A 20,891-nucleotide genomic window follows, 5' to 3' on the forward strand; every position below is an offset into this window, starting at 1 on the left:
GAAAAGTACTTGAATGGCAGCTGTACAACCCCATCTAGGGCAAAAGGCTATCAGGGGGAGACACCATGGAAGAGGAACAAAAGCCTTTCAGGGTTTTATGTCTAGATGGTGGGGGCATGCGAGGGGTTTACCAAGCTGCCTACCTTGCAACCTACGCGGATCGGCTTCGGAAGCGAGCTGACACGGTGGGTAATTTGTTGGATGTCGGCAGTGCATTCGACCTCATCGTCGGGACCAGTACTGGTGGCATAGTAGCTTGCGCCTTAGTTGCTGGTGTCCCGTTACAGCGGGTCCAGTCTTTGTACTATGAAAACGGACCCAGAATATTCCCCTATCAGTGGCTCCGCGCTAAGACGCTGCCTGGCTACGCAATCAGGCTTCTAGGGCTCGGCCTGAAGAAGGGCAATGATGCTCTTCGCTCCGCGTTGGAGGAGACGCTCGGTGAGCGCACGGTGGACAGCGTTTATCGAGGCCGCGGCATTGCGCTGGCGATCCCAACGGTCGATCTCAATCGTCATGCCGCAGTGGTCTTCAAGACGCAGCATCTTTCCCGCCTCAATGGTCGAGACAATACACGCAAGCTTGTTGATATCTGCATGGCTACTACTGCCGCGCCGATTCTTCGCTCCATGGCCATGCTCGAAGAGCCGGGAGGCGCCGGAGCTACCCCGGCCACATATGTTGATGGAGGTCTTTGGGCAAACAACCCAGGAATGCTCGGAATGATGGAGGCTGTTGAGATTCTGAGTGATCGAAAAGAGGCACGCCCTATCCATTTGTTCATGCTGGGGACTCTTCCCTCTCAGGGTGGGGAGGAGGTTAGCTCAGGTTCCTTGAATCGGAACGCCTTCGGTTGGATGTTCGGCATTAAGGCCATGGAAGCCAGCCTGAATGCTCAAGCTGTGGGCTACGACTACCTGGCGAACAAAATGGCTCAGCTTCGAGGCGATGGAAGCTTTGCTTTCCGTCTACCGGCCCAATGCCCATCGAACGAGTTGAGGAATTACTTGGCGAACATGGACGATGCCAGACCGAAAGTGCTGAACGCGCTTGCCCGACAGGCGATCTCTGATGTGGACTACGCCTGGGCGGCATGTGCCCGTGATCCTCATATGCAAGCTTTCCAGGCTGCAATTGCAGCAGCCACGCCACATTCTGCCAACAGCTGACCGGAGATAAAAATGGCCGACATCGATTGTCACGGCGAAATGACCAACTTTCATCGTGAGAAGGTCACGCTATCCAGCGCGCAGCAGGGTGACATGCGTAAGCGGCGGGATGCAGGGCGGACGCGTCTGAAAAATGGGCTGGATACTGCCGAGAAGCCGCAGCCCAAAGAGATTCGGTCACAAGGTTCCTACCAGATGCGAACGATGGTTCAGGATAATGACAACGACTATGACATTGATGATGGGGCTTACTTTCGCTCGGAAGATTTGACTGATGACGACGGAGAGCCTCTAGCTCCGAAGGCTGCCCGCCAACGTGTCTGCAATGCCTTGAAGTGGGATGGTCGATTCAAGCAAGAGGCAACAGTCAAAAGAAATTGTGTGCGGCAGGTATACGCCGAGGGTTATCACATTGATGTGCCGGTTTATCGTATCGTGAAGGCCACGAGCCTCTTCGGAAAGGAGGAGGAGCGCTTTGAGTTGGCCAGCGGTGATGAGTGGGTTGAGTCGGATGCACGAGCAGTAACTCGGTGGTTCAACGGTTTGGTTGGCGAGCTCAATGCCGGTGAGGCGGACGGCAGCCAAATGCGCCGGGTGACGAAGCTCAGCAAGAAATTCGCACGCAGGGCCAAGTGGAAATCCAAAACCACCAGCGGCATCGCGATTACCAAGCTGGTCGTCGACCACTTCGTCACCAAAGCTGAACGTGATGACTTGTCGCTCAGGGAGACCTGGAAGAAGATTCACAGCAAGCTGCTGTGGTCGACCGAAATTAAGCACCCTGTAGTGACGAGCAACATTGCTGAGGCCGGCGATGGTCAGGTCGAGTTCTTCAGGGATTGCTTGGGGGAGGCACTAGATACTCTCAAGGTATTGGACAAGCATGACTGCGCTCGTAAGGAGGCACGAGAGGCGTGGGATGAGGTATTCGATACGTCGTTCTTCACGGACCAACCTGATGACGGCGACGAGGGGCGGTCGAAAGCCTCAAACGCAGCGCTATCGGTGACTTCAGTTGAGACTGCTCGTCGCAATGACGGCGGTGGTAGGTTCGGCTGAGTGGCGTCTCCATTTGATCTCGTCGAGCGCGGCCTGCAGGAGTGCAGGCCGGATACATGGCGTCGCCTGACTGCCCAGGAGCTTTCGGCCGATTTCCTGTGGGCGTTTCGTTCAGGGTGGCGGGTTGATTTGCAGGCGGGAGAGGTGAGCATTGCCGGTGTGGACCACTTGCTCTTCGTTATTGACGCTGCTTTCCCCAACTCGCAACCGCGGGTGTTTGCGCCAGGTGCTGGCAGCGATTTTCGGTGGCCACATGTGGAGCGCTTCGGCCTATTGTGCCTGCGTCCGACCTCCCTGTTTGCTGATGTGGCTGATCGCATTGGGGTGCACCTTGCTGATGCCTTAGAGCTGCTTACCTACTCGGCAGCCGAGTGTCAGGCAGAGTTCGAAAGGGAGTTTTTGGCGTATTGGGCGCAGCAGGCAGTCAGCGCTAGTAGCAGCCCACAGATCCTGAGTTTGCTTAAGCCGGGCGGGGAGGCCCGAACGATCTATCAGTACTTTGATTATCGTGCGGGGAAGTGCGTGGTTGCTGACGATAAGACGCAGCTCAAGGACTGGCTCCGCAATTGCGGGGTAAATGCTGGTGACAAGGACATTCTGCCTGCGACCCTCCTGAAACTGTCCCGTCCATTGACTCCCGCACAATTCCCACGCTCAGGGGGGGACTTGGTACAAGAGCTCACGGATGACGTGCTGAGGCGAAGCTTGGTGCCCGGGCGCAGACCGTTGTTCATTCTTGAGGCTCATACTCCGACTGGGCCCGCCTTTGTGGCCGTTATCTACAAGAGCGGGGCTATAGATGCTCTCACAAGAGGGTTTCGTAACATCACACATGTGCCGGGTGACCGCATCAGAGGGTGGTTCAAGGGACGTGCCATCGAACGTGTCGTGGTTAATAGAGTGGACGGACCCTGGATACATGGCCGGGACCATTCTTCGGACTTCCTTGAGCTCAACCGCCGGCGGGTGGTGGTGGTGGGGTGCGGCGCTATTGGATCGGCCGTTGCCAATCTTCTTGCCCAGGCGGGGGTGGGTGAGCTGATATTTGTGGATGGTGATGAGATTCACTCGGCCAATGCGTCTCGCCATTTTCTTGGAGTAGATAGCCTGCGTGTTGACAAGGTGACAGGACTCGCCAGGGCTTTGGCTCGCAAGTTTCCTCATTTGACATTCGACCACGCGTATCCATTTCGCTTTGAGCGGCTTCCAGTTCAGCACTTAGCCAGAATCGCAGATGCGGATCTGATCATTGCCGCAGGTCTCGATTTGGAGGGCGAGGCGGCTCTCGATGCGTGGCGCGCTTCACTGCCCTGTCCCCCTGCATACTTGAGTGCCTGGGCGGAGGCCTACGCGATGGCTGGGCATGCTGTGTTGCTATACGGTCCTGAAAGGCTAATGTCTCAATTCGACGTTGATGAACGCCCGTCTTTTCGGCTCACTGACTGGCCGGATGAATCGGGGGCGATCGTCGTCGAGGCAGGATGTGGGAATGTTTTCCAGCCGCATGGCGCTGTGGATCTGCATCCTACAATTGGCATGGCTGCAGGGCTGGCCTTGGACGCTTTACTGGGGCGAGTCCCGAACTCCTGCCGAAGAGTCTGGATGGGAAGCCGGGAGCGTGTAGAGCCCCTAGGGGGCACGCTCAGAGCGGCTTTCGACAAGGCCAATACTGTTCAAGAGTACGCGTGGTGAGTGGGCTTCGAGAGGATGGTGCTGCTGGTGGTGTTCTGGGGCGATTAGAGGGCGTGGGTCAAGATATCTTGATAACCCCCGTGGTGCTCGGCCATGTCCGCAGCCATCGCCAGGCTGCAATGTGGGCAAAGGAGGCTGGCGGACAGCTATTCGGGACTATTTTGCCAGATAGGGTGCATGTCCTTGCTGCCTCGGGGCCATATCCTGGAGATGAACGTAGTCGATACCGCTACCGGTCTGATCCCGCAGCAGCTCAGCGGGTAATTGAACAGCAAAGTGAGAGGGGGCTGATCTACCTGGGGGAGTGGCACACGCACGCCGAAGATCGACCCGGTGCGTCCAATCTAGATGATGCTGCCATGCGCAAGATTCTCTCGGGCTCCAAGCTGAATACCGATGCCCTGTTGATGCTAATTGTTGGCCGTTCCAAGGGATGTGCCGGGCTTGGGTTATGGACAGTGTCGCTTACTCGCGTTATCCACTGGGCATTGATGCCGGCCAGGGGCTAGGAGTAGATCACGGTTGATCTACCCTCAGTTTTAGTACCGCTGCCTAGCTAGTAGGGCCTGGGGTTCGATGACTGCTCTTGGTTGGTAGTAGCCCGTTGATCAGCGTATCGAAACGACCTTTCTATCCCGATTCTCTTTGATAGCTGACACCGACAGGTTGCCAGTAGCTGCCTCCTGAATGTGCTCGCTCCACCAAGCCATCATCGGACGCCTTCGCTCGATGTAGTCTGCCCGATTGTAGGCGCTACGAACCTCGTCCTTGTCGACGTGAGCAAGCGCTACCTCGATCATTTCAGGATCCCAGCCATGCTCGTTGAGGATGGTACTCGCCATTGAGCGCATGCCGTGGCTAACCAGGCGTCCTTCGAAGCCCATGCGCTTCAGCGCCATGTTGGCAGTCTGGCTGTTGCAGTGGGTGCGGGGGTTCCTGTCTGCGGGGAACACATACTCCCGATGTCCACTGTAGGGCTTGATCGCTTCCAGAAGCGCCAGAGCCTGCTCCGTTAGCGGGACAATGTGCATACGGCGTTTCTTCATGCGTTCCGCAGGGATCGTCCAGATCTTCTTCTCAATGTCGATGTCCACCCAGCGGGCGGTCGCAGCCTCGGCTGGCCGGGTCATGGTGTGGAGCTGCCATTCGATGAGGCAGCGGGTCGTTCTTTTGATACTGGCATTGGCGATCGCCACCATGAGCTCCTTCAGCTCATCAGGGGGAAGCGCTGCCATGTTCTTTTTCTTTGGTTTCTTGAAGACGGAGCGGATCCCACTGAGCGGGTTCGCGTGAATCAGTCCCGAATTAACCCCGTAGGTCATGATCTCGTTGAGACGCTGTGTCAGTCGCTTCACTGTCTCAAGACTGCCCTTGGTTTCAAGCGGCCGGAGTAGGTTGATGACTTGAGGGGCATTAATGGCGGAAATCGGCGTTGTGCCCAAGTCCGGGAATATGTGCAGAATGAGGGAGCGCCAGATGTCCTCGGCGTAGGCCCGGGTCACCGCATCCTTTTTCAGCTCATACCAAGCTGTCGCCACATTCTGGAAAGTATGTTCGGTCGCCGCCTTCTTGGCCTGCTGTACGGCATCCCGTTTCTCTTTGGGGTCGATACCGTGGGCGAGGAGCTCACGTGCCTCGACGGTGCGCTTGCGGGCTTGCGCCAATGAAACTTCGGGGAAGGTCCCGAGGCCCATGTTGATCCGGTTCTTCGTCACCGGGTGCCGGTAGTTGAAGTTCCAGAGCTTGGAGCCATTGTTTCTCACTCGCATTTGAAGACCGTCACCATCGCTCAGGACATAGTCCTTCTCCTGAGGCTTGGCGGTTTTGACCTTGAGGTCCGAGAGGCGGGTAGCTTGGGCGCACATGGGGTATTCCAGGAACGGTTTCGGTATTCCAAAAATTACCAGTGGATGGCTTGGAATACCACTTGGAATACCGAATCTCATAGATCCTGCTGGACGCTATCGGATCGTGATGATGCTGAAAGCCCCGTATTTACTGGGTTTCAGACACAAAAAAAGACGTCCGAGGACGTCTTTAGATGTGTATTTGGTGGAGCCGGGGGGATTTGAACCCCCGTCCGCCAGCTCTCCGCTATCGGTTCTACATGCTTAGCCAGCTCTACTGAGTTAACTCCGCGCCGCCCGAGTGGCAGGGTGCTTGGAGCGAGCTGTATGAGTTTTAGCCGTTACGTCTACAGCGAACTTGGCGGCGATCCTGTTCTATCTGACAGTCGTTTCGGGTTTACAGGCATCCCCTAGCGACTGCTAGCCGCATTAAGCAGCTAGAGCGTAGTTGTCGTCGTTGGCAACTATAAGTTTGCAGCAGCGAATTTACGAGTTCTGCTACCAGCTCGGCATGCCCCTCAAGTTTTGTTACCGGCGTCGAATCCTAATCGGCCCCAAAACCTTGACAGGTCGACGACCAGTCTACGGCAAAGGGCTGCGAGAGTCCAATCCGCCGCTCATAAACCTTTGACGCCGCTGGGTTTCCCCTCCGGAGGCGGGCTCAGGTCCAGGGGTTTGTCCGGTGCCTTGGCGTTCCGCCCGGGCGCCAGCTGTTTTTCCACGTCGGCCTGGATCGCCTGCAACACCGGTTGCAGGTCGCGCATGTTGTCGCGGACCTCGGGGTAAGGGTGGTCCTTGGCGAAAGCGGCGATGCGTTCCAGCAACTGGGCGCGCACCGGGGAGGGCAGGTGGATGAACAGCTCGGGCATTTCCTTGGCCAGTTCGGCGGAATAGAGCACCAGGTCCTGGCGCTCGAACTGGGCGGTGAGGCCGAGGTAGTCGAGGGCGCTGCCGGTGAGCATCGCCGCGGCCGCCTTGGTTTCCTGCATGCCCTGCAGGCGCGCGGGGTTGCGCTGCTCGGCCTGGGACAGGGTCATCCAGAATTCGACGGTGAGGGTGAACAGGATCGACTGCTCGCGCAGCGAGTAGCTCATCAGGCCCAGCGCCTCGGCGCCGTAGGGCTGCTTGGCGGCGCGGAAGTCGAAGTACAGGCGCATCAGTTCCTTGAGCTTGAACAGCACTTCGCGGGCCTCGTTCTGGCGGATCTCCAGGGGGCTGTAGATGTTCAGCTGCGGGCGGAAGTTTTCCTCGCTGACCATGCGCAGGTAGAGCGGCCCGGTGAATTCGCCGCTGCGTCGCGGCAGGGCGTTCTTCTGGGTTTCCTCGATCTTCTTCAGGGCGTCGATCAGCACCTGGTAGTCATGGCTGTCCCAGGGCTTCTGGATGTCCGGGATGCGCTGGCCGAGGTAGTAGAGGTCGGCGGCCGCGAGCGGGCGGCCGAGAACCAGTAAAAGGATGGCCAGCGGCCAGAGCAGGCGGCGTGATAGGGTCGGCACGGACTTTCCTTGCGGGGCGCGTGGATCGGCCTAGGTTAGCGATGGCCGGGGCCGCCGTCACCCCGCGCTTCGATTGGGGCGGACGGGATGGCAACGGCGCAGTGGGACGGCTTGCAGGCGGTATTCGAGGACCTCGGCGGCTACGGTGCGCTGGCGCGCCAGGCGGCGCAAGGCGAGGGGCCGCTGGTGGGGCATCTGCAACGGACCAACATCCAGCTCGCGGCGATCCCGGTGTTCACCCGCAAGGGGGTCGCCGAGACCACGGTCAACGACCTGCTGGAGGCGGCGCGGGTCTCGCGGCGGACTTTCTACAAGTATTTCGCCGGCAAGCTGGAGGTGCTGGAAAGCATCTACCACAGCGCCGTGCAATTGCTGCTGGCGCGCTTCGGCGGGCTGCGCAGCGAGGCCGGCAGCGACGAGGACTGGCTGCGGGCGATGGTCTCGCTGTTCTTCGACTACCACCTGGCGGTAGGCCCGATCATCCGCATGATGCAGGAGGAGGCCCTGCATGCCGGCTCGCCGCTGGCGGCGCACCGGCAGCGCGCGCACCTGAAGATTATCGAGCTGTGGGCCGAGCGCCTCGGCGCCCAGGGCGCGGCCCATGATGTGCTGACCTACCGGGTGCTGATCTGGGCGATGGAGGCGGCTTCGCTGGAGCTACTCAACGCCAGCGACCCGTTGGAGCTGCCGCGGGTCAAGCGGGTGCTCGGCGACCTGCTGGTGGGTACGCTCTGTCCCAGCACCCAGCCTCCGACGAAACCGCAAGGGTAACAGCCGGGCCGTCGCCGCTCGCGCCTACAGAACCTAGGTTGGGCTCGCAGCCCGCCGTGGCCATGCTCTGATGCCCTGTCATAACAACAAGACGGGAGACGTGCGTCCATGTCCGCGACACCCTATCTGCTGCAACCGCCGCTGGCGGTCGGATTCGCCCGCCTGGGCTTCGGCTCCCTCTCGCTGGAGTCGCTGCGCGAGCGCTACGCCGCACCGTCCAGTGGCTCGCGCTTCATCGAGCTGGATGGTTTCCCGCTGCACTACCGCGACGAAGGCAGCCGCGACAAGCCGGTGCTGGTGATGATCCACGGCGTGGTCGCCTCGCTGCACACCTGGGACGATTGGGTGAAGGCGATGTCGCCGTACTTCCGCATCGTGCGCTTCGACGTGCCGGGCTTCGGCCTGACCGGGCCGGGGCGTGACAGCCGCTACTCCGGCGAGCGCATGGTGGCGATCCTCGGCCAGTTGCTCGATTTCCTGAAGATCGACAAGGCCTCGATCGCCGGCAACTCCCTGGGCGGCTATATCGCCTGGAACTTCGCCCTGGCGCAGCCGCAGCGGGTGGAGCGGCTGGTGCTGATCGACCCGGCCGGTTACCAGATGCGCAAGGTGCCGTGGATGATCGCCTCGGCGGCGCTGCCCGGCTCGACCCTGGCGATGCCGCTGTGGATGCCGCGGGCGCTGATCGCCCAGGGCATCAAGGAAGTCTATGGCGAGCCGGGGCGGATCAAGCCGGGGGTGGTCGACCGCTACTACGACCTGAGCCGCCGCCCGGGCAACCGCAAGGGCATGATGGAGATCTTCCGCGTGTTGCTGAAGGTCAACCGCGAGGAACTCGGCACCTCCGGCGAACGCATCGCCCGGATCGTCGCGCCGACCCTGCTGATGTGGGGCGAACGCGACCGCTGGATCTCGCCGAAGCACGTACCGCTGTGGCAACGCGACCTGCCGGGGATCCAGGTGAAGACCTATCCGGGCGTCGGGCACATCCCCATGGAGGAGATTCCCGAGCAGACCGCGGCGGATGCACTGCGCTTCCTGATGGCCTGATTCCAGGCCGTCATGAAGAAGCCCGCGCTGGTCAGTCGCGGGCTTTTTTATTTCAGGATGACTCCCGCACCGTATTTCGCTGAACTACGCCACAGCTCGATACAGCAGGTTTATCAATGACTTAGGCGAGTTCAACATATGCCGGTGCTTTCTGAAACTTGACCCGGCTTCCCCTCGGTTGGCTCCTACAAGGCTCCTGGGAATCGGGTCTTTCCGAGGAGTCATCATGGCTAAGATCAAGCTCACCAAGTCCGCAGTCGATGCGGCACAACCCCAAGCGCAAGCCATCGAGCTGCGCGACACCCTCGTTCCCGGCTTCCTGTGCAAGATTACGCCGGCAGGTCGCAAGGTGTTCATGCTCCAGTACCGGACCAACGCCGGCGAGCGACGCAAGCCGGCCCTGGGCCTGTTCGGCGAGCTGACCGTCGAACAGGCCCGCTCGCTGGCGCAGGAATGGCTGGCCCAGGTCCGCCGGGGCGGCGATCCGGCAGCAGACAAGGCCGAGGCGCGCCAGGCACCCACCGTTGAGGAGTTGTGCAAGAAGTTCATGGAGGACTACTCCAAGAAGCGCAACAAGCCCAGCACCCGAGTCGGCTATCAGGGCGTCATCAACCGCTGCATCATCCCGCTGCTGGGCCGCAAGAAGGTTCACGACGTGAAGCGGCCCGATGTTGCGAGCCTGATGGAGAAATTTTCGTATAAGCAGACCGAGGCGAACAAGGCGTTCAGCATCTTGCGCAAGATGTTCAACATGGCCGAGGTGTGGGGCTACCGCCCGGACGGCACGAATCCGTGCCGCCATGTCCCGATGTTTCCTGCCGGAAAGTCCACCCACCTCATCAGCGACGAGGACATGGGCAAGCTGTTCCGGCAGCTCGACAAGATCGAGGCCGAAGGGCTGGAAAACTACGTCATCCCTCTGGCGATCCGCCTGCAATTCGAGTTCGCCGGCCGTCGATCCGAAATCGTCACGCTTGAATGGGAATGGGTCGATCTGGAAAACCGTCGTGTCGTCTGGCCCGACAGCAAGACCGGCGGCATGTCCAAGCCCATGAGCGAAGAAGCCTACCGGCTGCTTTCGACGGCGCCGAGGCAGGAAGGCAATCCCTACGTGCTGCCCTCGCCACGCCATCAGGGGCAACACCTGACCACGGGCGAGTATTACGGCGGCTGGTGCCGCGCGCTCAAGGCGGCGGGCGCGACGCACGTGGGTACGCACGGCATCCGCCATCGCTCGGCGACCGACATTGCCAACTCGGGCATCCCTGTCAAGGTTGGCATGGCCCTGACGGCGCACAAGACCGTCGTGATGTTCATGCGCTACGTGCATACCGAGGACGATCCGGTGCGCAAGGCGGCCGAGCTGGTGGCAAACCGGCGCAAGACGATCACTGGCGCCAAGCAGCACCCTGCGGAGGCGGTGGCATGACCAAGCCCAAGGTATCCGCTCCTTCGCCCGCAGCGCCGGCGGTGCTGCTGGGCGACATTCGGGCACTGATCGAGGCGGCGCGCAAGCGCGCCGCCTCGACGGTGAATAGCGAACTGACGATGCTCTACTGGCGCATCGGCCAGCGCATCCGTTCGCAGGTCTTGGACGGGCGCCGGGGCGCCTACGGCAAGGAAGTTCTGCCCAACCTGGCCGCGCAGTTGGTGAAGGAGTACGGCGGCAGCTTTGCCGAGCAGAACCTGCGCCGGATGGTGCAGTTCGCCGCCACCTTTCCCGACGAGCGAATTCTCGTATCACTGATACGAGAATTGAGCTGGACGCACTTCATCGCCCTGATCCCGCTGAAAGACCCGCTCCAGCGGGACTACTACGCGCAGATGGCGAGCGCCGAACGCTGGAGCGTGCGGACGCTCCGCGAGCGCATCGACTCGATGCTGTACGAACGCACGGCGCTGTCCAAGAAGCCGGGCGAGACGATCGCGCAGGAACTGGCGACCCTGCGCGATGCGCAGCGCATGTCGCCGGCGCTGGTCATGCGCGACCCGTACATTCTCGACTTCCTGGGCCTGCGGGACACCTGGCAGGAAGGCGACTTGGAGGCCGCCATCATCCGCGAAATGGAGTCCTTCCTGCTTGAGCTGGGCGCGGGCTTCTCCTTCGTCGCCCGGCAAAAACGCATCCCGATCGACGACGAGGATTTCCACCTGGACCTGCTGTTCTACAACCGCAAGCTGCGCCGGTTGGTGGCGGTGGAATTAAAGATCGGCGAGTTCAAGGCAGCCTACAAGGGACAGATGGAACTTTACTTGCGCTGGCTCGACAAGCACGAGCGCGAACCGGAGGAAGCCTCACCGCTGGGGATTATTCTTTGCACCGGCAAGAAGCGCGAGCAGATCGAGTTGCTGGAGTTGGACAAGTCCGGCATCCACGTCGCCGAGTACCTGACCAGTTTGCCGCCGCGCGCGGTGCTGGGGGAAAGGCTGCAACAGGCAACCGAGCGGGCGCGGTTGCAGATCGAGCAGCGGCAGCCTGGCGAGAACTCCTGACGCCAATATCCGTGCGTCCCGGCGTGCCGCCGTCGGGTTCGCGGGCTGTGCCCCGCGCCTCGTTCCGAGTCGCGGCCATCCGGCTTTGACCCCTGACGCCTCTGGCCCTGGCGGGCCTGTGCGTGCTGCGCACTTACCGAAAGCGGGCATGTGTGGGCGGGTTGGTAGGCGGTCTTGCTGTTCCCTTCACCGTACCACGGCGTTCTCGCCGTCAAGGGCTGCGCGTGCTTGCACGCTTGCGGCCGTGGCCGTCTGTGACCCTGTGACGGCTTGCGCTGCGCCGTGCTGGCGCCGGTTCCGGGCAATTCCGCCCGAGCAACCGGAGCACGATCATGTCGCAACTATCCCTTCCTTCGTTCGATTCCTCGCTGATGTTGCGTGACGCGCGCGGGCGTTACCATCCGGCGTCTGCCGACCAGATTCTCGAAGCCGCACGCCAAGTCATCGGCCAGAAGATGCAACGCGGCACATCCTTCACTTCACCAGCCGACGTGAAAACATACCTGCGCACCAAGCTGGCTGGCTTCGAGCACGAAGTCTTCGCAGTGCTGTTTCTCGATACGCGCCATCGGCTGATCGACTATGCAGAGTTGTTCCACGGCACGATCGACGGCGCAGAGGTTCATCCGCGCGAGGTAGTCAAGGAGGCGCTGCGGTTGAACGCGGCAGCGGTCATCATCAGTCACAACCATCCGAGTGGGGACCCGGAGCCGAGCGCGGCCGACCGGACGCTGACCCAGCAGCTCAAGCAGGCGCTGGCTCTGGTGGACGTGCGCACGCTGGATCACGTCATCGTTGGAGGCATGACGACCATCTCATTTGCCGAGCGCGGCTTGCTATGAACCAAGGGGGTTCGGCCCCCTTTTTTTGCTGCGCCCTGTGAAGCCTTCGGCCCCTACGGGCCTGCGCTGCGCTTGCCTGTCCGTGCCTTCGTTTAAAGGTAGCTGGGCGGTCTTGCTGTTCCCTTCACCGTATCACGACGTGCTCGCCGTCAAGGGCTGCACGCGCCTTGCGCGCTTGCGTCCTGGCGGCCGTCTGCGACCCCTGACTGCTTGCGCTGCGCCGTGCTGGCGACGGTTCCGGGCAATTCCGCCCGTGCAACCGGAGATCGTCATGAACGACAAATCGCATGTTTCTCTCGAACAACACGTTTGCCTGGTCTGCGGCGTTCGCTTCGACACCGGCGCCCTCCTGCTGGATCGCCGCCTGCGCGCGAGCATGGAGCGCCACACGGCCACCGGCTGGGGCTTGTGCCCCGAACATCAGAAGCTGTCCGACGATGGCTTTGTCGCGCTGATCGAGTGCGACCCGCAGCGCAGTGGCTCGCCGGCTGGCGGTGGCCGCGTGAAGCCCGAACAGGCATACCGGACGGGCCGCCTGGCGCACCTCAAGCGCGAAGCCTTCGCCCAGGTGTTCAACGTGCTGATCGCGGCCGACCAGCCGTGCGTGTTCGTTGAACCCGGCGTGATCGAGCAGTTGCAGACGATGACGGCAGCGAACTGATCGCGCCTGGTGCCATCCGTGCGTCGTCCCGATTCTGCGGGGCGGCGCACTTCATTCTGCGGCGCCGGAAGTGATTGCCCGCGTGGCGGCAAGCGCCCCTGGAGAGCTAAGGCCGCGTGCGTTGTCAACTCAGACGTTGATGATTAATATCCACAGTATTAACGCGGAGATGGCATTCCTCCTCTAACCGCCGTTGTTTTGCATGCGGCTGATGATGCCTACAGGTCCCTGATCTTCCAGGGCTGTGGGTTTCTTTTGCGTCCGCAGACTGTGATCGGGTCGTTCGGTTTCTTCCGTACACGATCGCATGTCATATTCATCGAACAACAAACCTCGCGAACGATCATCCAGTGGCAGTAGGCGACCAGGGCTGCTTGATGTTTCGGGTCTAGCAGACGCAGGCACTACTGCGACCTGCCGCAGTGGTGCCCAAGCGCACCACGGGCACAAGACTAACCGCCGTGGCGCCGACGCCATGCGGCGGCATCCCACACCGAACCGCATTTGCCTATCGTCCCCGACTGAACCTAGGGATGCAGCCAACGGCTGCACGTCTGCTACCGATTGCAAGGAAATTACCTGGCCCGAGGTGTCACTGCGGAAACTTCGGAGGGGCAAATGACGGCCAGGCGCAAGATCGGCAAGAGGCCGCTACGCATTGATGCCGCAATGCAAGCGGCCATAGAACAGCGCACGAAGTTCGTGTTCAGGGTGGTACTGGTGTGGCTAGGCTGGGCCGGCATCAATCTTCTGGCTTGGGCGTTCTGGCTGCACAGGCAGGACTATCTGCAACTGCGGAACGTCGGCGCAGGCACTCTGGCGTTTTGGCTGGCGTTCACGGGTTTCGTGTGGACGCAGATCATCTGTGCGCTGATCGAGTACCGGAAACTGCTAAGAATCAAGAAACTGCTGAAGGAGATGATTGAGCGAGAAGACGATAGCGTCGATGAACCGGGATAGACGTGGGGCCTCCTAGCTTCTACTTGAACACACTCTAAAAATCATGCACTCCATGACGCGCGTAGTACGACTCTCCAGATGGGCCGTTCTGGTCACGGCCCTGGCGACAGCCATCGTCGTGGCGACGCGCCACGCTTCGCCGCAAGGGCTGGTGTTCCCGGTGTTGCTGGCAACGATCGTGGCTGCGGTATTGGCCGCCGTTCATCACGCCCAGGTCGTGGCTGGTCGGGTAGGCCCCATCCTCGGAACTCTTGTCTTGGCATTGAGCGTCACGGTCGTGGAAGCGGGCTTTGTGATTTCGGTGATGGTCCATGCAGGACCCGCGGCATTGACACTCGCGCGCGACACGGTGTTCTCATCGCTGATGCTGTGCTGCAACGGCATGTTGGGCCTGGCGCTGCTGGTGAGCACGCGGCGCGAGGAAATCGTGCGGTTCGATGCTTTCATTTCGGGATCGGCCTTTGCGACGGTCGCAACGGTAGCGACGCTCACAATGGTCTTGCCTTCGTTCACGCGCAGCGGGCCGGGACCGCAGTTCAACGGCGCGCAGCTCGCCTTCGCTTCCATTGCGGCGGCGGTTCTGTACGTGCTGCACGCGGCCAAATCGACCGCCTGGCTGCACGAATATGTCCATGTCGAGCGCACCGCCTCGGCATTGACGCTGGAGGAACACAAGCCGTCGAGACTGACGGTGATCGTCAGCGCAGCCTTGCTTCTCGTGACGCTGGTGACGATCTTCTACGGAAGCGAGACGCTTGCGCCGCTCATCGAAAAGTCGATCCGAGAAGCACACCTTCCGTCGTCGTCGATCGGTGTGCTGATCGCAATGATCGTTGCCCTGCCCGAAACCCTGACGGCGGCCAAGGCCGCGCACGCCGGCCAGGTCCAGGTCAGCTTCAACGTCGCGCTCGGATCGGCGATGGCCAGCATCGGTTTGACCATCCCTGTCGTCGCCGTTGCCTCGGCGATATTGCATGTCCCGCTGACACTCGGGCTGGGACCAAAGGAGATGGTGCTGCTGGTGCTGACCACCGTGGTCGGCATCGTGACGGTAGTGTCTGGCCACGCCTCGGTGTTGCGCGGCTCGCTTCACTTGACGATCTGCGCCGCATACATATTCCTGGCCTTCGTGCCGTAGTCTGGATCGGATCTCCGTCCCCACCTTGATGTTCTAGCGTCCCCCGGCCAGGAAGGCATGGCCGGGGCGCGCTGTCGTGCTTCGCATCGAGCCTCGCTGCGCGAGTCTCGCCCCCTTCGGGCTTCCATCGCTGACGCCTACGGCCCGGCTTCCAGCTTCGGGCCTGCGCGCTTCGCGCGCGTGCGGTCTGCACATCGAGGCGGCCGTTGCCTTGTCCAGCCGTCTCCCCTGACTTCATCACCTTCTCCGCGACCGTAGCACCCGGCCGTGTGCCGTCAAGGCGCGCAGGGCCGTGTCCTCGCTGCGCTGCGGGCCGCACCAACCCTGCGCTTGTCTCCTTGACGGCCCCCGTCCGCGCGCTCCTTTGGCCGCGGGCGATGAACTCAGGAAAGACGGTGGCAACAGGGCCAACCGGGTTCCTCGTGCCAACCGCACCGAACAGCCGAAAGGCTGGGCTTCCGAATCTAGGAATCCGGTGTGCGGTGTGAACAGCAAACCCTTTTCGTCAGGAGAAAGACCATGCAACTCGCATCCCGTTTCGCTTCCCGTTCGCCGTCGCTGCGCAGCGACTACCCACTGTCCGATGAGCAGATTCACCGCGTGGCCCCGTCCATCTTCGCGGGCGCGCCGCACGAAAGCCGCTCCGAACGGTACGCCTATATCCCCACGTCTGCCGTGCTGGCCGAGCTTCGCAAGGAGGGGTTCCAACCCTTCATGGCTTGCCAGACTCGCGTGCGTGATGAAGGCAAGCGCGAGCACACCAAACACATGCTGCGCTTGCGCCACGCGAGCCAGATAAACGGCGCGGAAGCCAATGAAATTGTGCTGCTCAATTCCCATGACGGCACCAGTTCTTACCAAATGCTCGCGGGCATGTTCCGGTTCGTTTGCAGCAATGGTCTTGTCTGCGGCGACACCGTGGCGGACGTGCGCGTGCCCCACAAAGGCGACGTGGCCGGTTCCGTCATCGAAGGCGCTTACGAGGTGCTGCGCGGTTTCGACCGCGTGCAGGAATCCCGCGATGCCATGCGCGCTATCACGCTGGACGAAGGCGAAGCCGAAGTGTTCGCCCGCGCCGCGCTGGCCCTCAAGTACGACGACCCCGACAAGCCCGCGCCCGTCACGGAATCGCAAATCCTGATGCCGCGCCGCTTCGATGACCGCCGCCCGGACTTGTGGAGCGTGTTCAACCGCACGCAAGAGAACCTGACCCAAGGCGGATTGCATGGGCGCAGCGCCAACGGGCGGCGCCAGCAAACCCGCCCGGTGCAGGGCATCGACCAAAACATCCGACTGAATCGCGCCCTCTGGCTGCTGGCCGATGGCATGCGCCAGTTGAAAGCCTGAATCCCCATGCGGCAGGGGCAGGCAGCAGCCCTTGCCGCTTTCTTCGCTGCTGCATCCCTGAATCGATAGGAGTATCACCATGAACGCCGCTACCCAAACCGAAGCCCGCGCCATCCAAGCCCCCGTGCTGGAAGCCGCCGACCCGACCAAGAACCTGATTCTTGTTCCGCTGTCGCGGCTGGTGTCGCGCCCCACTGGCCGCAACGTGCGCAAGACCCCGCGCATGTCGATTCCCGAACTCGCCGCCAGCATCCAGCGTGTCGGCCTGCTGCAAAACCTGATCGTCATAGCCGCCGCCGATGGCGAGCATTACGAAGTCGTGGCCGGTGGCCGTCGCCTCGCCGCGTTGAAGCTGCTGGCGAAGAAGCACCGCATCAGCAAGGAATGGGACGTGCCTTGCCTGCTGGTGGCCGATGGCACCGCCCGCACGGCCAGCCTGACCGAGAACGTGCAGCGCGAAGCCATGCACCCCGCCGACCAGTTCGAGGCATTCGCCGCGCTGGTGGCCGAAGGCCGCAGCATCGAAGACATTGCAGCGGATTTCAGTGTCACGCCGCTGGTGGTGCAGCGCCGCCTGAAACTCGCCAACGTCTCGCCGCGTCTGCTGGCCGACTATCGGGCCGAAGCCGTGAGCCTTGACCAGTTGATGGCCCTTGCCATCACCGACGACCACGCCGCGCAGGAAAGCGCGTTCTACGATGCGCCGACATGGCAGCGCAGTCCGCACAATCTGCGCGACCGGCTGACCGAACGCGAAATCGACGCCTACCGGCATCCGCTGGTGCGTTTCGTCGGACTGGACACCTACGAGCAGGAAGGCGGCGGCATCCGCCGCGACCTGTTCGCGGAAGGCGATAAGGGCGTGTATCTGACCGATGCCGCGCTGTTGGAACGGCTGGCGCAGGACAAGTTGGCGAGCATCGCCGCCGAGGTGAAGGCGGAAGGTTGGGCATGGGTGGATGCCACGCCCGGCATCACCCATGCCGACCTGCACGCCTTCCAGCAGGCACCGAGGGAGCGCCGGGAACCGGGCAAGCGCGAAGCGCAGCGCATCGAGAAGCTGCAAGCCAAGCTGCACGAACTGGCCGAGGCCGTGGATGCCGCGCTGGACGCCGACGACGAGGAAAAGGCCGATGCCTTGCAGGAAGAAGGCGAAGCCGTGGGCGAGCAGTTGCAGACGCTGGAAGATGGCTTGCAGGACTACGCCCCGAACGTGAAGGCCGTAGCCGGGGCGATCGTCACCATCGACCGCGACGGCGCAGCCGTGGTTCATCGCGGGTTGCTGCGCGAGGTCGAAGCCAAGGCGCTGCGCACGCTGGAACGGCTGCGGCAGGGTTTCGGCAGCGAAGGCGAAGCCGGGAACGACGATGAAGGCGAGGACGCCGAGCAGCCCAAGACCGCCGCCATGTCCGACAGGCTGGCGCAGCGGTTGAGCGCCCACCGCACGGCAGCGCTGCAAATCGAAGTCGCCCGGCATCCGCAAATCGCGCTGGCCGCGCTGGTGCATGGCATGGTGCAGACCGTCTTGCAGGAATGCCACTACGGCCACGACATGCCGCTGGGCGTGCGCCTGAACCTGCAAGACCGGCTGGACGGTCTGGCCCCGGACGTGTCGGATTCTCCCGCCGCCGTGGCGCTGCGCGAGTTGCAACAGTTGGCAGGCGAAACCTTGCCGCAGGACAGCGCCGAACTGTTCGCGGCGCTGCTGGCGAAGTCGCAAGACGAGCTGGTGCGGCTGCTGGCCGTGTGCGTGGCGTCCACGGTGGACGTGGTGACGCCTCGCGCCATGCCGCGCCAGCCCGGCGCGGAACTGGCGCAGGCCGTGGGGCTGGACATGGCTGCATGGTGGCAGCCGACCGCCGAAGGCTATTTCCGCCACATCGCCAAGCCCGCGATTCTGGATGCCGTGGGCGCGTTCGCGCCGTCGCACGTCACCCGGCTGGCGAAGTTGAAGAAGGGCGACATTGCCAGCGAGGCCGAACGGCTGGCCGATGGTTCCGGCTGGATGCCCGCCGTCTTCCGCGCCGCAGGCCCGCAGGATGCTGCGCAGGAAGAAGGCCCGGAGCAGGATGCCCCGGAGGATGCCGAGGCAATGGCGGATGAACCCGCCGAGGCGCTGGCCGCTTGACCCGCGCAGAAGGCAAGCGCCCCGGCCTCGACCGGGGCGCTTCGCTGCAAGGAGAAGCCCCCATGACCCGCACCACCACCAGCCGCCCGCGCATGGCGGCGATCTACGCGCCCGGCACGGTGCGCGCCCGCCGCTGGCACGGCGATGGCGACGTGCGCGGCTACCGTCCGGCCTCGGGCTGGACGGCCCGCGCCGACCTCACCGACGTTCACCCCATCACGGGCCGCGCCTTGCCGCGTGCCGTGTGGTGGCTCATCGAGACGAAGGAATAACCGCGTTCAGCACCGCGCCCAGGCCGTTCCGTCCTGGGCGCGGTGGACGCAGATCCGGGCGCGGCAGTGGCCGCGCCCGGTGTTCAAGGCCAACAGCCAATCAGAACGCCGCTGCCTTCGCGGCGGCGGCATCAGACGATGGCGTGCTGTTTCAGAAGCGCCTGCTCATCGCCTGACACCCAGCCGAATATCTTGGGTTCGTGGCCAAGCTGCTGGACGAGGTAGTGGACGGCGAAGTCGATGGACACCTCCGGGGCTGCACCCCGGTCATAGGTCGCCGTCCAGGCAACGTGCGCGAGGCAGTGATGTTCGTCGATGGGGTCGATGCGAACGCCGCGCAGCGTCATGTCTTTCGTGCCGAGCTGGCGGTAACGCTCGAACCCTTGGCGCATGACCTGTTTCAGTTGCTCATCGTTCTGGCCCGCCATGACCCCGGCCGGCGAGGCCGCGATGAAGGCAGCCGCGTAGGACGAGGCGACCTGCTCCATATCCGCTTCGTTTTTCAATCCTTGGCGGAAGAAGTCTTGGTATCGCTTGAAGAACTCATGGATGCGCTTTTCTTCCATCGGTGCTTCCTTGGGTACGGGCTTCGCTGTTCGCACTCGACATGGTAGGGCGTGTCGGCGCACAGCGCCGCCGGGCTTTCGGGCTGCGCCCCGTGCTTCGTGCCGAATCACGGCCATTCGGCTTCAATCCCTCACGCCTTCGCGCCTGCGGCGCTGCGCTTGCCTCCAGGGGAAAGCCCTGCGGGCTATCCCCGCCGCGCGATGCTTGGCGCCCCTCGACGCCGCCGAACCGGCTACGCCGGATCGGCCCGGCCAGCGCCCCGCCGCGATGGACGGGACGCTGATGGACACGCTGGGATTTGCTGCGGCAGGTTGTGCAGATGCGTGCCGTCCTCAACGCTGGCGGTTGCTGCCCATCACGCCACGAAGGACGGTTCACGGACAACCCGCCCGGCATCGCTATGGAGCTTCCATGCCACGCCTCAAGAGCGGCGCCGCAAGGTGCGGCAGGGGCGTTCTCGCCTGTCGTCGGGTGGTTGACCTGGCCCGCGTCAGCGGGCGGGCCGGAGAAGCCTTCGTGCGGGGATGCCGAGTCGGCCACATCTCCTTTCGGAGCGGTTCGGCCCAAGGCGTCCTTGTCTCGTTGTGAATCCTGGCAGGGGCACGGCTGCGCCTCGGGCTTCATGGCTGCAACCGTCCGGCGAAAACAATTTCCCCTGCGCTGCGCGCATTCCTCGCGGGCCAAATTCTTTTCGCCTCCCGGCTCTCCACTGCGTTTCGACCGCAAGCGGTGCAGCCAGCCCGACCCCCGCCGGGCGGATCACAACAAGGACGCGATGGGCGCGAACCTTGTTCAACCGAAAAGGAGAAGCATCATGGCAAACATCGGCACCTTCACCGCAGAGAAAGACGGCTACACCGGCCAGCTCCGTACCCTGACCTTGAACGTCAAGGTCAAGCTGGTTCCCAACGACAAGGGCGACACCGAGAAGGCTCCCGACTTCCGCCTCCAGGCGGCCGGCCACGACATCGGCGCGGCATGGAAGAAGACCAGCGAGGCCGGGCGTGATTACCTGTCCGTGACCCTCGACGACCCTTCGTTCCCTGCGCCGGTTTATGCTCGCCTCATCGAAGGCGAGGACGGCACGCACGACCTGATCTGGTCACGCAGCAAGCCCCAGGCGGCCTAACGGCCGCCCTCCGCGCCCCGCCCATCGCGGCGGGGCGCGGTGCTGTTGGTCGCCGCATTCCCGGCGCCAGACCATGCACGGCCGGCCTCTGAATGCTGTGCATGGGGAATGGGTGATGGCAGGTTGCTTTCGTTGAGCGGGAAGCCGTAGCGGCAGTGCCAAGGTAGCGTGTCGGCGCTGCTCGCGCCGCCGGGCTTTCGGGCTGCGCCCCGTGCCGGCAAGCCGTCACGGCCATCCGGCTTCAATCCCTCACGCCTTCGCGCCTGCGGC

Annotated in this window: 19 protein-coding genes, 1 other RNA gene and 1 riboswitch; of the genes, 16 read left to right on the top strand and 4 right to left on the bottom strand. The window is 62.6% G+C overall.

Annotated elements, in window-relative coordinates:
* Nucleotides 1-65: 65 nt before the first annotated feature.
* The 4 genes from HMPREF2886_RS33150 to HMPREF2886_RS35300 all read left to right on the top strand — a co-directional run bounded on the left by HMPREF2886_RS33150 (nucleotide 66) and on the right by HMPREF2886_RS35300 (nucleotide 4,429).
* The gene (locus tag HMPREF2886_RS33150; protein ID WP_023102648.1) at nucleotides 66-1,169 is read left to right on the top strand and encodes a patatin-like phospholipase family protein; all 1,104 of its coding nucleotides are present in this window, start codon (nucleotides 66-68) and stop codon (nucleotides 1,167-1,169) included.
* A gap of 12 nt (nucleotides 1,170-1,181) precedes the next feature.
* A complete protein-coding gene (locus tag HMPREF2886_RS10320) occupies nucleotides 1,182-2,228 on the top strand; it encodes a cyclic GMP-AMP synthase DncV-like nucleotidyltransferase (protein WP_023102647.1) in 1,047 nt (348 codons plus the stop codon).
* Nucleotides 2,229-3,920: a ThiF family adenylyltransferase gene (locus HMPREF2886_RS10325; protein ID WP_003159639.1), complete on the top strand. Its 1,692-nt coding sequence runs from the start codon at nucleotides 2,229-2,231 to the stop codon at nucleotides 3,918-3,920.
* 83 nt (nucleotides 3,921-4,003) lie between these two features.
* On the top strand, nucleotides 4,004-4,429 hold the full coding sequence (locus HMPREF2886_RS35300; RefSeq protein ID WP_366151403.1) for a Mov34/MPN/PAD-1 family protein: 426 nt from the start codon (nucleotides 4,004-4,006) through the stop codon (nucleotides 4,427-4,429).
* 99 nt (nucleotides 4,430-4,528) lie between these two features.
* Here the strand turns inward: HMPREF2886_RS35300 and HMPREF2886_RS10330 are convergent, their stop codons facing one another.
* The 3 genes from HMPREF2886_RS10330 to HMPREF2886_RS10340 all read right to left on the bottom strand — a co-directional run bounded on the left by HMPREF2886_RS10330 (nucleotide 4,529) and on the right by HMPREF2886_RS10340 (nucleotide 7,263).
* Nucleotides 4,529-5,785, bottom strand: a complete 1,257-nt coding sequence (locus HMPREF2886_RS10330; protein WP_023102646.1) for an integrase domain-containing protein — start codon at nucleotides 5,783-5,785, stop codon at nucleotides 4,529-4,531.
* Nucleotides 5,786-5,970: 185 nt separating this feature from the next.
* Nucleotides 5,971-6,323: a transfer-messenger RNA gene (ssrA, locus tag HMPREF2886_RS10335) on the bottom strand.
* Nucleotides 6,324-6,384: 61 nt separating this feature from the next.
* Nucleotides 6,385-7,263 carry a hypothetical protein gene (locus HMPREF2886_RS10340; protein ID WP_003109435.1) on the bottom strand — a complete coding sequence of 293 codons (879 nt, stop codon included), beginning with the start codon at nucleotides 7,261-7,263 and terminating at the stop codon, nucleotides 6,385-6,387.
* A gap of 87 nt (nucleotides 7,264-7,350) precedes the next feature.
* On the opposite strand from HMPREF2886_RS10340, the gene HMPREF2886_RS10345 reads away from it, so the two are divergent.
* From HMPREF2886_RS10345 to HMPREF2886_RS10395, 11 genes are all read left to right on the top strand, one after another.
* Nucleotides 7,351-8,034 carry a TetR/AcrR family transcriptional regulator gene (locus HMPREF2886_RS10345; protein WP_070747239.1) on the top strand — a complete coding sequence of 228 codons (684 nt, stop codon included), beginning with the start codon at nucleotides 7,351-7,353 and terminating at the stop codon, nucleotides 8,032-8,034.
* A gap of 108 nt (nucleotides 8,035-8,142) precedes the next feature.
* A complete protein-coding gene (locus HMPREF2886_RS10350; protein ID WP_003085798.1) occupies nucleotides 8,143-9,084 on the top strand; it encodes an alpha/beta fold hydrolase in 942 nt (313 codons plus the stop codon).
* 226 nt (nucleotides 9,085-9,310) lie between these two features.
* Nucleotides 9,311-10,513, top strand: a complete 1,203-nt coding sequence (locus tag HMPREF2886_RS10355) for a tyrosine-type recombinase/integrase (RefSeq protein WP_070747241.1) — start codon at nucleotides 9,311-9,313, stop codon at nucleotides 10,511-10,513.
* Nucleotides 10,510-11,577 (top strand): PDDEXK nuclease domain-containing protein, encoded by a 1,068-nt coding sequence (locus HMPREF2886_RS10360; protein ID WP_070747243.1) that lies wholly within the window; start codon nucleotides 10,510-10,512, stop codon nucleotides 11,575-11,577. The genes HMPREF2886_RS10355 and HMPREF2886_RS10360 overlap by 4 nt, the downstream gene beginning before the upstream one ends.
* Before the next feature lie 332 nt (nucleotides 11,578-11,909).
* The gene (radC, locus tag HMPREF2886_RS10365) at nucleotides 11,910-12,419 is read left to right on the top strand and encodes a RadC family protein (RefSeq protein WP_070747245.1); all 510 of its coding nucleotides are present in this window, start codon (nucleotides 11,910-11,912) and stop codon (nucleotides 12,417-12,419) included.
* Between the two features lie 271 nt (nucleotides 12,420-12,690).
* Nucleotides 12,691-13,080: an ATPase gene (locus HMPREF2886_RS10370; protein WP_070747248.1), complete on the top strand. Its 390-nt coding sequence runs from the start codon at nucleotides 12,691-12,693 to the stop codon at nucleotides 13,078-13,080.
* Between the two features lie 156 nt (nucleotides 13,081-13,236).
* Nucleotides 13,237-13,308: riboswitch (Fluoride riboswitch) on the top strand.
* A gap of 390 nt (nucleotides 13,309-13,698) precedes the next feature.
* On the top strand, nucleotides 13,699-14,040 hold the full coding sequence (locus HMPREF2886_RS10375) for a hypothetical protein (RefSeq protein WP_070747250.1): 342 nt from the start codon (nucleotides 13,699-13,701) through the stop codon (nucleotides 14,038-14,040).
* Nucleotides 14,041-14,092: 52 nt separating this feature from the next.
* Nucleotides 14,093-15,178 (top strand): calcium:cation antiporter, encoded by a 1,086-nt coding sequence (locus tag HMPREF2886_RS10380; protein WP_070747376.1) that lies wholly within the window; start codon nucleotides 14,093-14,095, stop codon nucleotides 15,176-15,178.
* Between the two features lie 519 nt (nucleotides 15,179-15,697).
* Nucleotides 15,698-16,525, top strand: coding sequence for a DUF932 domain-containing protein (locus HMPREF2886_RS10385; RefSeq protein ID WP_070747252.1), 828 nt, complete (start codon nucleotides 15,698-15,700; stop codon nucleotides 16,523-16,525).
* Nucleotides 16,526-16,604: 79 nt separating this feature from the next.
* A complete protein-coding gene (locus HMPREF2886_RS10390; RefSeq protein ID WP_070747254.1) occupies nucleotides 16,605-18,653 on the top strand; it encodes a ParB/RepB/Spo0J family partition protein in 2,049 nt (682 codons plus the stop codon).
* Nucleotides 18,654-18,715: 62 nt separating this feature from the next.
* Nucleotides 18,716-18,925, top strand: a complete 210-nt coding sequence (locus HMPREF2886_RS10395) for a hypothetical protein (protein WP_070747256.1) — start codon at nucleotides 18,716-18,718, stop codon at nucleotides 18,923-18,925.
* Between the two features lie 131 nt (nucleotides 18,926-19,056).
* Here HMPREF2886_RS10395 and HMPREF2886_RS10400 read toward each other — a convergent pair whose 3' ends face one another.
* Nucleotides 19,057-19,491 carry a hypothetical protein gene (locus HMPREF2886_RS10400; RefSeq protein ID WP_070747258.1) on the bottom strand — a complete coding sequence of 145 codons (435 nt, stop codon included), beginning with the start codon at nucleotides 19,489-19,491 and terminating at the stop codon, nucleotides 19,057-19,059.
* 815 nt (nucleotides 19,492-20,306) lie between these two features.
* On the opposite strand from HMPREF2886_RS10400, the gene HMPREF2886_RS10405 reads away from it, so the two are divergent.
* The gene (locus HMPREF2886_RS10405) at nucleotides 20,307-20,621 is read left to right on the top strand and encodes a DUF736 domain-containing protein (protein WP_070747260.1); all 315 of its coding nucleotides are present in this window, start codon (nucleotides 20,307-20,309) and stop codon (nucleotides 20,619-20,621) included.
* The last annotated feature ends 270 nt before the right edge of the window (nucleotides 20,622-20,891 follow it).

The sequence above is a fragment of the Pseudomonas sp. HMSC066A08 genome (assembly GCF_001813025.1).
Lineage (GTDB): Bacteria > Pseudomonadota > Gammaproteobacteria > Pseudomonadales > Pseudomonadaceae > Pseudomonas > Pseudomonas aeruginosa.

What these genes read in the sequence shown, in the direction of transcription:
- HMPREF2886_RS33150 (WP_023102648.1), top strand. Translation starts at nt 66, where the DNA reads ATGGAAGAGGAACAAAAGCCTTTCAGGGTTTTATGTCTAGATGGTGGG.
- HMPREF2886_RS10320 (WP_023102647.1), top strand. Translation starts at nt 1,182, where the DNA reads ATGGCCGACATCGATTGTCACGGCGAAATGACCAACTTTCATCGTGAG.
- HMPREF2886_RS10330 (WP_023102646.1), bottom strand. Translation starts at nt 5,785, where the DNA reads ATGTGCGCCCAAGCTACCCGCCTCTCGGACCTCAAGGTCAAAACCGCC.
- HMPREF2886_RS10345 (WP_070747239.1), top strand. Translation starts at nt 7,351, where the DNA reads ATGGCAACGGCGCAGTGGGACGGCTTGCAGGCGGTATTCGAGGACCTC.
- HMPREF2886_RS10350 (WP_003085798.1), top strand. Translation starts at nt 8,143, where the DNA reads ATGTCCGCGACACCCTATCTGCTGCAACCGCCGCTGGCGGTCGGATTC.
- HMPREF2886_RS10355 (WP_070747241.1), top strand. Translation starts at nt 9,311, where the DNA reads ATGGCTAAGATCAAGCTCACCAAGTCCGCAGTCGATGCGGCACAACCC.
- HMPREF2886_RS10360 (WP_070747243.1), top strand. Translation starts at nt 10,510, where the DNA reads ATGACCAAGCCCAAGGTATCCGCTCCTTCGCCCGCAGCGCCGGCGGTG.
- radC (WP_070747245.1), top strand. Translation starts at nt 11,910, where the DNA reads ATGTCGCAACTATCCCTTCCTTCGTTCGATTCCTCGCTGATGTTGCGT.
- HMPREF2886_RS10370 (WP_070747248.1), top strand. Translation starts at nt 12,691, where the DNA reads ATGAACGACAAATCGCATGTTTCTCTCGAACAACACGTTTGCCTGGTC.
- HMPREF2886_RS10375 (WP_070747250.1), top strand. Translation starts at nt 13,699, where the DNA reads ATGACGGCCAGGCGCAAGATCGGCAAGAGGCCGCTACGCATTGATGCC.
- HMPREF2886_RS10380 (WP_070747376.1), top strand. Translation starts at nt 14,093, where the DNA reads ATGACGCGCGTAGTACGACTCTCCAGATGGGCCGTTCTGGTCACGGCC.
- HMPREF2886_RS10385 (WP_070747252.1), top strand. Translation starts at nt 15,698, where the DNA reads ATGCAACTCGCATCCCGTTTCGCTTCCCGTTCGCCGTCGCTGCGCAGC.
- HMPREF2886_RS10390 (WP_070747254.1), top strand. Translation starts at nt 16,605, where the DNA reads ATGAACGCCGCTACCCAAACCGAAGCCCGCGCCATCCAAGCCCCCGTG.
- HMPREF2886_RS10395 (WP_070747256.1), top strand. Translation starts at nt 18,716, where the DNA reads ATGACCCGCACCACCACCAGCCGCCCGCGCATGGCGGCGATCTACGCG.
- HMPREF2886_RS10400 (WP_070747258.1), bottom strand. Translation starts at nt 19,491, where the DNA reads ATGGAAGAAAAGCGCATCCATGAGTTCTTCAAGCGATACCAAGACTTC.
- HMPREF2886_RS10405 (WP_070747260.1), top strand. Translation starts at nt 20,307, where the DNA reads ATGGCAAACATCGGCACCTTCACCGCAGAGAAAGACGGCTACACCGGC.